Origin of the sequence: Paenibacillus xylanexedens, assembly GCF_017874615.1 — a bacterium.
GTDB lineage: Bacteria > Bacillota > Bacilli > Paenibacillales > Paenibacillaceae > Paenibacillus > Paenibacillus xylanexedens.
In genome coordinates, this window is record NZ_JAGIKV010000015.1 from 1 (window position 1) to 12,680 (window position 12,680).

The window sequence follows — 12,680 nt, forward strand, 5'->3', positions numbered from 1 at the left end:
TCCTGAGCCAGGATCAAACTCTCCAATAAAGTATTGAAAAGAGCGATAAGCTCATTTTGAATCTGACGAGATTAAAAATCTCATTTGTGCTCCAGTCGATCCAAGCCAAGGCTTGTCTCGAACTTTCGCGTTCATTCTGCAAGCAGAACGTTTACTCACTCGTTGTTCAGTTTTCAAAGATCAAACCTGTTTCGTTACCGAGCGTTGTTCTCCTCAGCAACTTTTATATCATAACACTTCCGAACCAACTTAGCAAGCTCTTTTTTTAAGTTTCTTTCGAAGCTTATTTGTTTTGCCTAGCGACACTTTGTTTCTCGTGTTTTTTTGGCCGGAAATAGAATATATCATATACACAACACAATTACTACTTGTAAAATATCCCATCTGAAAACTGATTATATATTTGATTCAATCTCTTCATAATATCTCTTTTTCCAATGGCAATATCCTCTTACTATACCCTATATACACTCACCGGTCTAATCAATTTCAATATAGGTTGTGAACAGACCCATTCAACATCATTACTGCTTTTCACTTTTTATACTTTTAGTCTCTGAACCTGCCCATCACTATCGTGTCGTGATACTGTCCATCCGTGTGTCGCCGATCCTTTTTCAAAATCCCTTCGATCTCGAAGCCACTCTTTTGGTATAACTCGATTGCCTTTTCATTAAATGCCAGCACGTTCAACGTCATCTTCTCTACACCAGTCTGGTCTGCCCATTCTATCGACTTCTCCAACAAGTTCTTGCCAATCCCATGCCCCCAGAACTCTCGGACTACACAAACGCCGAACTCAACTTTATGGCAAAAGCGCTTCAGCACTGTACCTTCACATCGGGAGTATCCCACAACCTCCCCTGCCACTACAGCAACAAGGAATAGATTCCGTGACTTCTCAGTGTCCAAATGGATGATCCGCCTAAACCCGGTTGCATCGATATACGCCTCGCCCTCTTCACGATCCATGTTCTCGGTTTCCCCATCGATTTGTACACGTAGTGAAGACAAGGCCTCAGCATCCTTTTCCTCTGCCGATCTAATGGAGTAAGATAAGCCTTTAATGTAATATTCCTGCTGAACGATCATCATAAGAACCATACCTCCTCTTCCGCTTTGTATAATTACTGTACCTGTATCACTCTACCCCACCTCAGACGGACTCTTTCCCGTAAGCATTTTGAACACTTGGCTGAAGTACGTCGCATTACGGAACCCCGTCATCTCGCTCACCTCATATACCATGTAATGTCCCGACTGCAACAGTTCCAATGCTCTCTGAATCCGGTACCCGTTCAAATAACTCACGAAATTCTCACCGGTCACCCTTTTGAACAGTTGACTCAGATACTTCGGATGTACAAACAGCCCCTTGGCTATCGCTTCAAAACTAATCTCTTCGGCGTAATGAAGCTCTACATACTGTTTCACCTGCTCGATAAGTTTATTGCTTTTCTTCTCGCCCATCTCCTTACGTATCTGTTCCAGCCAGTCGCAGATAATACGATCCATCCAGCTTACCAGATCATGCAAAGCATATTTCGATTGAATTTCACGCAGAAAATCACTCATCGCCAGCGGCGGCGCTAACATAGGATGAAGTCGGTTCCAGCTATGCATCAACGTGTCAAACAGACTGACGGCCACAACCTGTACATCCTGTATCCCAACACATTTCCCCTCTTTCAGCAAAAGGCAAATATGGTGCCATACCTCTTCCGCCAGGTCAGGTCGAATATCCGCCCAAGCCTCATTCCATTGACGAAGCAATAATGAATAATCGGTCACACTTGGTTCTGCTTCCTCTGATGTTTCATAGTGGTAAATACGACTTCCACCTTGAAACTCTGCTGTTTCCACCGCTTCCCTGCTCTCGAGATAGGAATCTATCACCTCACATGGGTGACTCTTGGATCTTCCGATTCCAGCACTCACTTCAATTTTCAGATACGTAAAGATCTGATCAATCATTCGCTCCACAAGTGGCAGGCATTCCTCCAGATGATCTTTATCTCCTAATAGAAGCAACACAAATACCTGATCCGAATAATCAACAATCTCTACCTGACCATTCATGCGCGCCGCTTGCTCCTTCACCGTCTCCTGAATAATATCGGCCGCCCCATAGCGGAGAAGCTGCCAATCCCGTTCTTTCATTCGTGTCAAAAATACGGGTCGATTCAGTTGCAGACTAATGGCGCGTGTCTGTGAGGACATATGAATGCCTATATAGTCCATGCGCTCTTTAGGCAGCTCGTCTGCCCGATATCGCGTAGTCAGCAGTTCGTGAAGAAATTGTTTGCGCAAATACGGAAGTACCCGTCCAACCTCCTGCTTGTACGTCTGCTCCAGTCGCTCATGCCGCTCTCGGACATCTTGTTCCAGTAGCACCTCCCGCAGCACAGACTCAATCTCCTCAACCTCTGCCGGCTTCAGCAAAAAGTGATTTACCCCCCAGCGCATGGCTGCCCGGGCGTTCTCGAATTCGTCATATCCACTAAGAATGATGATCGGCAAGTGGGGATGATCACGTCGCAACGTCTGTGTGATCTCAAGCCCAGTCATTCCCGGTAGATAGACGTCAGTCATAACCACATCTGGATGCATGCGTTGAAACAGCTCCAGCGCATCCAAGCCATTGGAAGCAGTGCCTGCAATGCTGAGGCCCAGAGAAGGCCAATCGATATGATCTGTTAATGCCTTTACAATATGAGGATCGTCATCAACAAGCATAATGGTCTTCATCATTTTTCACCGTCCAGCCATAGATTTAATTGCTCGTCGGTCTCAATACGCGGCAGCGTAATAGTCACTTCCACGCCACCTGACTCTCTATCGCTCAGTTGAACGCCATACCTCTTCCCACAATAGAGCTGAATGCGCTGATGTACATTCCGTACACCGATGCCACACGTCTCTTCGAGTTTCCACCCCTCCGGCAAACCCCGCCCATTATCCGTGATACGAATGACGATATCCTCATGCGGGCCAACCTCTTCGTGCATATGCACCTGAATTCGAAGTGTGCCTTCTTCAGAGTGCCCGTGCATAACGGCATTTTCGATGAAGGGCTGCAAAATGATTTTGGGAATGTAACAACCGCGAATATGCGGATCGATCTGCTCCTGATATTGAATGGAGAACGGCAGCCGCTCTGACTGGATGTTAACGTAGCAACGGGCATGTTCCAACTCATCACGAACCCGTATAAACAATCTCCCTCCACTCAGTCCGATCCGTAACAGCTTACTGAGTTGTACAATCATGCGACTGATATCCTTGGCTTCGTAGTCAAGTGCGCGCCAGTGGATCATGTCGAGGGTGTTGTATAGAAAATGGGGTTTGATCTGGGCCTCAAGCAAGCCCGTCTGGGCTTCACGCTTGGCCCGGCTCTCATCCTTCACCTGTTCCATCAGTGTTGTGAGCTGTGAAGCCATGTGATTAAAGCCATAAGCCAAGTGGGCATATTCCTCCGTAAACGAAAGTTGGACCCGGGTATCGAAGTCCCCTTTCTCCAGTTGTCTCATTCGCTTGATTAATTGTCGCAAAGGTCGGATGATCTGCCTTACAAACAGATACGCAAGTACAGCCGAGCATAACAGCCCCAGCACGGCGATGCCGAGGATCTGCCAGCCCGCTTGTCTGAGCGGAGATAACAGTGTATATACCGGAATAGTCTGTACAAGGCGCCACTGAAGCATGGCTGGCCTGGAGTACAGCACCAATTGAGCACCTCCAGGTTGGCCGGAAACTACTTCGTACCCGTCTGCACCATGCTGGACATGTTCCTGAATCCATGCACTATCTATAATAGAAGAAGGTGAATTTACAGCTCCACCCGTTTCCTGTACTTTACTCGCTTCATTTCTTCGATCCGCTCGTTCCTTCTCCCCTGCTGGATCAACTCTCCCCATCTGCATTACGACATTACCAGCCGTATCTACCAACAGGACTTTTCCATCAAGCACCATGGGTACATCGGCAAACCTGCGTACGATGTCCGCTCTACTCAGTCGAATGAGCACATAAGCAACCGTTCCGCCATGACTGTCGAAAATCCGCTGGGCGTATCCGACTAGGGATTGGCCCGATTCGTTCTCACGCAGCGGAACCCAAGCCGCATCAGCCTTTTCCAGCGTAGCAAACCAAGAGTCATGTGCGATGGTGTCCACCGGAAATATGCGATCAGCCATAGTCACTGTCACTTCATTGAAGACATCCGTATACAGTTCAATGGAAGTGATGCCTTCACTCACGACCATGGTATGATCCAGAATTCGAGAGACCTCTCTCCGCTGGTGAATCTGTGCAAGCCTGCCCGTATCAGCCGTTTCGAGGAGACTGGACAGTTCCCGATTGCTTGCCAAAGCATAGGCAGTTCCGGTTACCCCTGTGATGAAATCAAATCCCCGACGTGTGCTTTCGTTCAGAAGAGCCAGGCGTGCTTTGCTAATCTCGGCAAATGTGACCGCGGAGAAAGACTGATATGCCAGCCAGACGACAACCGAGACAAGCAACAGGTTAAACGCAATAAAGCAAGTCACCATCAACGTGGAGAGCTTGCTTTGTTGCAGCTTTTGATTAATGAATGAAGACCATCTTCCTTTCCTCATGGAAAAATCAACTCGTTTCGTCTTGGAATTACCCTTTGAGCCCAGAGGTCGCGATTCCTTCCACGAAGTACTTTTGACACACGATAAATACGATAAAACATGGCACCAGCGACAACACCGACATGGCAAACATCGGACCCCAATCGGATTGAGAGCTGGAATCAAGGAACAGACGCAGACCCAGCGGTACGGTGTATTTGCTCACGTCACTCAAGTAGATCAACTGACTGAAGAAGTCGTCCCATGTCCACAAGAACGTAAAGATCATCGTGGTAACCAACGCTGGAAAAGCAAGTGGAATGATGATTTTGGTGTATATTTTCACAGGACCGCATCCATCAATGGTAGCCGCCTCATCCAGCTCTTTGGGCAATCCCCGGAAGAACTGTACCATGAGGAAAATGAAGAATGCGTCGGTCGCCAACCATTTTGGCACGACAAGCGGCAGATACGTATTCACCCACTCCAGGTGGTTGAAAAGGATATACTGCGGGATCAGCGTCACATGATGGGGTAGCATGATCGTCATAAGCATCAGGCCAAAGCAGATGGCTTTGAAACGAAAATTCAGTCGGGCGAAGGCATATGCCGCCATAGAGCAAGAGATAACATTGCCCAGCACGGCGCCAAGCGACAGGATGACAGAGTTGGTCAGGAAGCGGGAGAACGGATTACCCTGAATACCCGACCAGCCATTCATGTAATTTTTCCAATTCCATTCCTGTGGCCAAAACCAGGTCTCTGTAAAGATCATATGTCCTGGTTTGAATGAGCTGCCCAGCATCCAGAGGATCGGGTAGAGCATGACAAAGGCGATGCCTGAGATCAACACATGTTTGCTGACGACCCATGCTGTAGAGTTCCGTTGTCCAATCATGATTTCCCACCATCCTCATAGTGCACCCACAGCTTGCTGCTGCGGAATACGAGCAATGTAAATACGCCAATTAGGATCACCAGCACCCAGGCCATCGCGGAAGCATAACCCATCTGAAAGAATGAAAATCCTTTTTTGTACAGATACAGAGAGTACATTAAGGTTGAGTTCACTGGTCCTCCGCTACCGTTACTGATGACAAAAGCCTGCGTGAACGATTGAAAGGACGTAATCAGCTGCATGACGAGATTGAAGAAGATAACGGGTGACAGAATCGGCAACGTTATATAGAAGAATCTCCGCAGGGGACCTGCACCATCTACCGCTGAGGCTTCATCATACTCGGGTGGAATCTGCTTCAGGCCTGCCAGGAAAATAATCATCGACGATCCGAACTGCCACACGGATAACAGCACGATGGAGTACAGAGCATATTTCGGATTCGCTACCCAATCGGGCGCCTTAATGCCCACCATGGCAAGCACACTATTGAGTAGCCCGTCCCCACCCAGCATTTTACGCCACAACATTGCAATCGCCACGCTACCTCCAAGCAATGTCGGGATGTAATACACCGTCCGGTAAATACCGAGCCCTCGAATCCCTTTGTTCAGCAACATCGCTACAAGCAGCGCGAAAATCAATTTGACCGGTACGGATACAGCGACATACGTGAAGGTGACTTTGAGCGACTGGGTGAACAGTTTATCCGATGTAAACATCGTGGTGTAGTTATCCAGACCGACCCAGGAAGGGGCGCCCAAGATACTGTAATCGGTGAACGAAATGTACAAGGATACCAACATTGGACCTAAGGTGAGAAATAACAATCCGACAAGCCATGGGGCGAGAAATAGAAGTGCGGCTCCATTATGCGCATATCTCCGTTTGACTCGCCGGGTAGCTACACGCTCGATTCGTGCTTGACTGACCTGTGATGTCGTCATCTTCGCAACCTCCCCGCAGAATTAGAAGTCTGAGACAGTTTCAATTATTATTGAGTCGATCCAAGCGTAGCCTTGGCTCCTTCGATAAACTGGGCAATGACATCTGGAGTATTGCCTTGACCGAAGGCGATCTGCTCGCTTGCGCTCTTGAAACTTGTGTCCACTTCAGCAAATCCTTGCGGGTACGGTGGATCAATCTCGCTGGAGTTCTTCGATACGGTGTCGATAAATTGGAAAATGACTTGTTCCGCTTCCGGCAGCGTAGGCTGCATCTGTTCACGAATGCTGGAATTGACCGGCACCCCACGTTCAGAACCAAGAATAGCGGTTGCTTCTGGATCATTGACCATGAAATCAATGAACATGGCAACTTCTTTGGGATGTTTTGTTTTGCCATAACCGGAGAGGAACTGGCCTGGTTTCAGATATTCACCGATTTGCTTTTCACCTACACCATGCGGGAGTACCTGTATGCCAAGCTTATGATCCTGGTTTTTGTTCACCTGCTGGAATGTCAGCAATTGATTGGACCATGCAAAATCCATGGCAGCTGTGCCCAGTGAGATCGGGCGTGTCTCCAGCGCATTGGTTGTGGATGCCGTTATCTCCGCTGTGGTCACTCCACCATTCTCGCGTAGTGCGCTCCACATATCGAACCATTGTTGAAGCTCCTCGCTGGTAGCTGTCATTGTGCCACCATCAAACAATCCTTTCCCGGATTGCCGAATAAACACTTCAAACATGTTCGTTGTACCGGAAATGTCTGCCGATCCAAAGAACCCCTCACCTTTGGCTGCGGCGATCTTGGTCGCCATATCCCCAAAATCCTTCCATGTCCAGCTCTCTTGTGGTTCTTCGATACCTAATTCCTGAAATACGGTGGCGTCATAGATGACACCTGGTGCGTTAACTCCGAGGGTAATTGCATATAATTTATCGTCAATCGAACCGGCTGTAATCATGCTCTGATCATGATCCTCTGTCCGCAGCTCTTTACTCTCTGCAAACGGGGTCAGGTCAAGCAAGGCACCACGCCGGGCAAAGTCAGTCAAAAAGGCGTAATCCATCTGGATGATATCTGGTGCATTTGAACCGGCTACCTGTGTAGTCAACTTGTCAAAGTAACCATCCCAACCGGAATATTCAGGCTTAATGGTGATTCCCGGATGTTTCTCTTCAAACAATTGGATCACTTTGGTCGTCAGATCATGTCTAGTCTGTGATCCCCACCAGGTCATGCGCAGTTCAATCTTGCCTGAAGAGTCTCCTTCACTTCCACTTGCTTCACCAGAAGAAGCCGGCTTATCAGAGGCCCCTCCCGAACAGGCTGTAGCGAACAATAACAGGGACAGGCAGAACAGGGTTACCCACTTTTTAGTGATCATCATAAATGAATTTCCTCCCCTTTTCACTTCTATGGAATCGCTTACAAAACCTATTGTATCGGTCCATTGCTGTGCATGACATAAACAAAAGTAAGCTTTCCTGTCAAAAAAGTAAGGAGTTGAAGGAATCAAAAACCACCGGGAATGATATTCCCGGCGGTGATGTTCCCGTCTCAGATATGATTACGGGTATTCAACCGTACTACGTGGAGCAGAAGACAACTTGTTGTATAGGAACGATAGTATGAAAGTCAGACCTCGGTGGTCCGTCAGGAATGTGAGACGGCAGGTGAAGACACTCTGTGCTCAGCCAGATGTTCCTTCATTTTGGCTACCTCAGTTCCAGCCAGCATCATAATGCCTATTCCGTGATTGTCATTGGTGACGGTACGCAAGTCCTGATCATAATACTCTGCCGTAAACGCATATCGTGATCCGCTACACACGCCATGGACATTCCCTTGACGGTCAATTGCTTTGCAGATGAGTCCCTTCCAAGCCCGCTCGGCAGCTGTGACGTAAACTTCAGGGTCTTTGAACCAGCCAAAGCGTACACCTCTCGCAAAACCATAGGCAAACATCGCCGTGCAGGAGGCTTCTTCATACGTCTGCGGATTATTCAACACCTGATGCCACAACCCGCTTTCCCCTTGAAGCGCTGCGTACCCTTCACACAGTTCATTGAAAAAATCAATTAAAGCTGGGCGCTCGGGATGCTCTACTGGCAAAGCTTCCAGTACCTCCGTCAAAGAAAACAGTGTCCAACCGTTCCCTCGCCCCCAAGGAATCTGAGTTGCCTGTCCGTATTTGAAATCATATACATGGGACATGATCTTGAACTCAGGCATAAACAGATACTTCCGATAAAGTGAGAATTGTTTGGCGGCTTCATCCAATGCGGTTGAGTTGCCTGTCACCCGGGCATAACGAACGAGAAACGGCGTGCTCATATAGAGGTCATCTGCCCACATGGTATTCTCGGCATACTCCCCTACACATGTGCGATAAAATGCCCCATCCTCCTGCCGTTCCAGGCGGGAAAGCATGAAATCTGCAATGCGTTCAGCAATCGGAAGAAACGTTGGTTCATGACACTCTGAATACGCTTCCAGCATGGCTGAACCAAAAGAACCACAGTTATCCAGCATTTTCAGCATGACCAATTGTTGATTGACTGCCGGGAAACCATACTGCTCCCGATCCCATAAGGAGTACTCATACATCTGGGTACATGCCTGCACATGCTCAGCCGCATAACGTGTAATGTCCGGTCTTTGCAAATAACGCCCCGTCCGTAATAGACCATATACAGTGACACCCAATGGATAATCCCAGCGGCCATAATTGGTCACACTGCCCACTGTCCATTTGTTGCTTAACATGGCATTTTCATAATAAGGTCTGATCCAAGCATCCGGTCGATCTAAGCGCCAATATGTCTGTCCTTGCCCCGTTTGATACACTCGGTCCGTTCGAGTCAGATCCGCCAAGTCCGGTTCAACCTTCGATTCAAAAGGTCCAACATATAACCAAGACTCTCCATTAGCACCGTGCACACGCTGAGGAAGTTCCAGTGAGAGCGGCTTGCCCGACACGGTTGCGTTCAGATTAAAATGCCACGATCCTGCCGTAGTGTTGCACTCACTTCGGACAAGCAGGTCACTCCGTCCAAACGGGACTGGTATATCCACTTCGAACGAACCCGCCTCCTTCACTTGCGCCACGGGCTTGCCGCTAATCCATATACTTAGAGAACCGGAGGATTGACCTGACAATCGTACCTGAATCCCGGTTGAGTCATTGTTGTTCAAATGGGTCCAGGCATAAGCATGCTTTCCAGGCAGATGCCCGTATATTCGTTCGAAAGCTGGCTTGGTTTTATCTTCATCAGACCAGCCTGTCTCAGGCAGCCAGTTCAAGCTATAGTCTGATTCTTTTCCAAGTAGGTCCGGTTGCTTACTCGCAGCCGGGTTCGGTTGGGAGAACACCCACCCTGCTTGTCCCTGTCTCTCCTGAAACGGCGCAAATACGTTCAGAATACGCACTTTACCTTCATCTGACCCAAATTGGCAGCCAAATCCGGCAGGGGTGTTTTTCATTTCCAGCCAAATGGTGTTCCAACCAGGCTTGATATCGATGCTGAGCTTCACCGTTGCGTCTGGACTAATCTCATCCATTACGGTTGAGCGATAGACCATCTGCTCATTGAAATAGAAACGAACAGGTCCATAACAGCGGACCAGTACATCCAGGTTTCGGTCCTCGTCCCCCCATACCAGTGCAGCTGCGTAGGATATATGGTCTTTAGGTGCATCAGGAAAGCGTTTACCTAAATTCAGATCATAAAGCCCTTTTTCATTTTGCAAAATACCAGACTTCTGGAATACCCGATATACAAAATCAGCCTGCGCATTGGCTCCAATATACCTCTCGGCCAGTACCTTCAGCACCTGATCCTGATCTTCTCCAAATCGGTAATACATGCTCTGTGGTTCACTGAAATAGGTCGTCATCGATGGCACACATCCTTCTCCCGTTGAAATAAAGTCTTATATCATTGCATTCATACCATCCACACTGGAGCACTAAATTGATAAAGTATAGCGCTTAACCTAGGTGGGTAATCCCCTTACCGGGAAGTAGGTATGTCCCTTGGTTATCTTCTGAATAGCCGAATAATAATCCCAGTATAACTGACATGTTCGGTGGTGGCTACAGATTTTTGATTACGCTTACAATTATATCGGATTTAGTCGCCTTTTCTCTCTAGGTTAACTTAAATTTAAACAATAGTTTAAAAACGAGAAAACGTTACCGATATAAATACTAGATTGAAAAATTCCACTTTTTGTATCGGGAAGGAAAGATGCACATTGAATACTCTTGAATCTCTGGTAAATGCTATGCCTTTTGTTAGCCAAATGTTCCGTGACGACATATCCATATCCATTAATGATCATGAGAAAGTATTTTATTTTTCCGAAGCAAAAAGTCTGGAGATTGGCGTGAAGGTTGGGGATGAGCTGCATGATGATTATAAACATTTCAAAATGCTGACTAACAGAGATTCCCGTACCGTGACACGCATGCCTGGTGATCTGCAGGGCAGACCTTTTGATGCCATTCTAATTCCTATTAAAGAGAACGATCAGGTCGTGGGTATATTGGGTGTGAACTACGCACTGGATAGTCACATGACACTGGAAACGCTGATCCGTGAAAACGAAACAACCATTAATGCGCTCGTTGGTGGCATTCAGCAGATTGCTGCACATTCCGAAGAACTCTCCGCGACCTCGGAAGAGATTCTGCGCAACTCCAAAAAAGCTTCAGAGAACTCGGTCAGTGTAAGTAAAGTAACAAACGTCATTCGTGAAGTATCGGAACAAACCAATCTGCTTGGACTCAACGCCATGATAGAGGCAGCCCGTGTGGGCGATCAGGGGGCCGGATTCGGTGTGGTTGCCAGTGAAGTACGTAAGCTGTCAGATCATACGAAGCAAGCAGCAGCTGATATCGAATCATCCCTAGGCAGCGTGCAAGATTCCATGAAACATATGGAGCAGGAGATCGGTCAGATTACAACCGCAACAGTGGATCAGGCCAAGCTTGTTACCGAGTTCATGGAAAGTATCGAACAGCTTAGTGAGACAAGCGCGAATCTGAAAAAGTTTGTACATCAGATGCTGGCGCTCGAATAACAATAGAGTTCCACAACAGAAAGAACAAACGATGTGAAATGTACATAACAAATGATTTAGAATGTGAAAAGCCTCCGGCCACTTCCCTTTGCAGGAAGTCAGCGGAGGCTTTGTTTCGTATTTGCAGTGATATCACCTTTACGGTTTATGGTCACACGGCTGTTATATCTCTACAGCGACGCCAAAATGGTCAGACACGACCGGCCCGTTTTTACCGTTCAAGACCACGGTAGAAGATTTAGCCTGAATCGGACGATTGGAGAAAATATAGTCGATCCGAAGATCGCGTTTGTTATCTGCCCAGCCAGCAATGGCCTTCACCACGGTTGCTCCTTCATCCTTTTGCAATGCTGTGGTGTACAGGTCATTCCAGCCTTTGCTCATCATATAATCATAGCCTTCACCACGCACTTCCGCGACATTATTAAAATCACCCATTATATATAACGGCTGGTCCATGTAGGGGGCAAGCTTGCTCTCCGTCAACTCCCACTGTCCCTTGAAAGGTTCCTGCGCATCATCCCACCAGTTATAATGTCCGTTCACAAACCAGGTTGCTTCACCTTGAACGACCGTCTGAATTCCCACAATCTTGCGTGTACGATAGTTGTTATAATCTCGCATGTGGGACACGTATTCCCCAAAAGCCTGCTTAATCGGCGTCCGGCTAAGGATCGCCAGTCCTTCATCGTATTTTTGAAACCCAACATGCGCGGGAATCCACGTCCAGTAATATTGCTCTGTCAGCTGCTGAAGCAGGACGTAGGCATAGTTGTCTTTTTTAATCACAGCGTCGGATTCAGTAGCATAATACATCTTCAGTTCTTCTTCAGAAAGCGCGACTTCCTGCATCGATTGGTTGACCTCCTGCATGGAGATCACATCAAATTGATGTGTATTAATAAAATCAGCCAGTTGACTGATCTTGTTCAGTTGATCCTCTTCCGCCCAGGCGTGTGTGTTTAACGTAAGTATTTTCATATGCACTCTCCTGTTGTGTGTAGTATGGCCGTTTCCCCGGCCTGCATCGTTCCTGATAGGAATACATACCATAAGCATACACAATATGGTGCAATCATGCATTCCGTCCGCCAGCAGAACCGACGTGTTCATCCTGATTCCAGTTGGTCTGAAATAACTTCAAATTCTTCATA

The 12,680-nt window shown here is 47.6% G+C and carries 9 protein-coding genes; 1 reads left to right on the top strand and 8 read right to left on the bottom strand.

The window, feature by feature from the left end; all coding sequences use genetic code 11:
• Window positions 1-549 precede the first annotated feature (549 nt).
• From J2Z28_RS19055 to J2Z28_RS19085, 7 genes are all read right to left on the bottom strand, one after another.
• Window positions 550-1,095, bottom strand: a complete 546-nt coding sequence (locus tag J2Z28_RS19055) for a GNAT family N-acetyltransferase (protein ID WP_211083725.1) — start codon at window positions 1,093-1,095, stop codon at window positions 550-552.
• A gap of 51 nt (window positions 1,096-1,146) precedes the next feature.
• On the bottom strand, window positions 1,147-2,751 hold the full coding sequence (locus tag J2Z28_RS19060) for a response regulator (RefSeq protein ID WP_211083727.1): 1,605 nt from the start codon (window positions 2,749-2,751) through the stop codon (window positions 1,147-1,149).
• A complete protein-coding gene (locus J2Z28_RS19065) occupies window positions 2,748-4,616 on the bottom strand; it encodes a cache domain-containing sensor histidine kinase (RefSeq protein ID WP_211083729.1) in 1,869 nt (622 codons plus the stop codon). The genes J2Z28_RS19060 and J2Z28_RS19065 overlap by 4 nt, the downstream gene beginning before the upstream one ends.
• Before the next feature lie 28 nt (window positions 4,617-4,644).
• Complete coding sequence (locus J2Z28_RS19070) at window positions 4,645-5,493, bottom strand: carbohydrate ABC transporter permease (RefSeq protein WP_211083731.1); 849 nt, start codon at window positions 5,491-5,493, stop codon at window positions 4,645-4,647.
• Complete coding sequence (locus tag J2Z28_RS19075) at window positions 5,490-6,440, bottom strand: carbohydrate ABC transporter permease (RefSeq protein WP_211083733.1); 951 nt, start codon at window positions 6,438-6,440, stop codon at window positions 5,490-5,492. Before J2Z28_RS19075 ends, J2Z28_RS19070 begins: the two co-directional genes overlap by 4 nt.
• Window positions 6,441-6,487: 47 nt before the next feature.
• Window positions 6,488-7,828, bottom strand: coding sequence for an ABC transporter substrate-binding protein (locus tag J2Z28_RS19080; RefSeq protein ID WP_211083735.1), 1,341 nt, complete (start codon window positions 7,826-7,828; stop codon window positions 6,488-6,490).
• Between the two features lie 266 nt (window positions 7,829-8,094).
• On the bottom strand, window positions 8,095-10,338 hold the full coding sequence (locus J2Z28_RS19085; RefSeq protein ID WP_211083894.1) for a glycoside hydrolase family 88/105 protein: 2,244 nt from the start codon (window positions 10,336-10,338) through the stop codon (window positions 8,095-8,097).
• 360 nt (window positions 10,339-10,698) lie between these two features.
• Between J2Z28_RS19085 and J2Z28_RS19090 the strand changes: the two genes are divergently transcribed.
• On the top strand, window positions 10,699-11,526 hold the full coding sequence (locus tag J2Z28_RS19090) for a methyl-accepting chemotaxis protein (RefSeq protein WP_211083737.1): 828 nt from the start codon (window positions 10,699-10,701) through the stop codon (window positions 11,524-11,526).
• A gap of 162 nt (window positions 11,527-11,688) precedes the next feature.
• On the opposite strand, the gene J2Z28_RS19095 is transcribed toward J2Z28_RS19090, so the two are convergent.
• Complete coding sequence (locus tag J2Z28_RS19095) at window positions 11,689-12,507, bottom strand: endonuclease/exonuclease/phosphatase family protein (protein WP_211083739.1); 819 nt, start codon at window positions 12,505-12,507, stop codon at window positions 11,689-11,691.
• Window positions 12,508-12,680 lie beyond the last annotated feature (173 nt).

Excerpts from the sequence above, each read along its gene's own strand:
- J2Z28_RS19085 (WP_211083894.1), bottom strand. The coding sequence starts at position 10,338 with ATGACGACCTATTTCAGTGAACCACAGAGCATGTATTACCGATTTGGA.
- J2Z28_RS19080 (WP_211083735.1), bottom strand. The coding sequence starts at position 7,828 with ATGATGATCACTAAAAAGTGGGTAACCCTGTTCTGCCTGTCCCTGTTA.
- J2Z28_RS19055 (WP_211083725.1), bottom strand. The coding sequence starts at position 1,095 with ATGATGATCGTTCAGCAGGAATATTACATTAAAGGCTTATCTTACTCC.
- J2Z28_RS19060 (WP_211083727.1), bottom strand. The coding sequence starts at position 2,751 with ATGATGAAGACCATTATGCTTGTTGATGACGATCCTCATATTGTAAAG.
- J2Z28_RS19075 (WP_211083733.1), bottom strand. The coding sequence starts at position 6,440 with ATGACGACATCACAGGTCAGTCAAGCACGAATCGAGCGTGTAGCTACC.
- J2Z28_RS19095 (WP_211083739.1), bottom strand. The coding sequence starts at position 12,507 with ATGAAAATACTTACGTTAAACACACACGCCTGGGCGGAAGAGGATCAA.
- J2Z28_RS19065 (WP_211083729.1), bottom strand. The coding sequence starts at position 4,616 with ATGAGGAAAGGAAGATGGTCTTCATTCATTAATCAAAAGCTGCAACAA.
- J2Z28_RS19070 (WP_211083731.1), bottom strand. The coding sequence starts at position 5,493 with ATGATTGGACAACGGAACTCTACAGCATGGGTCGTCAGCAAACATGTG.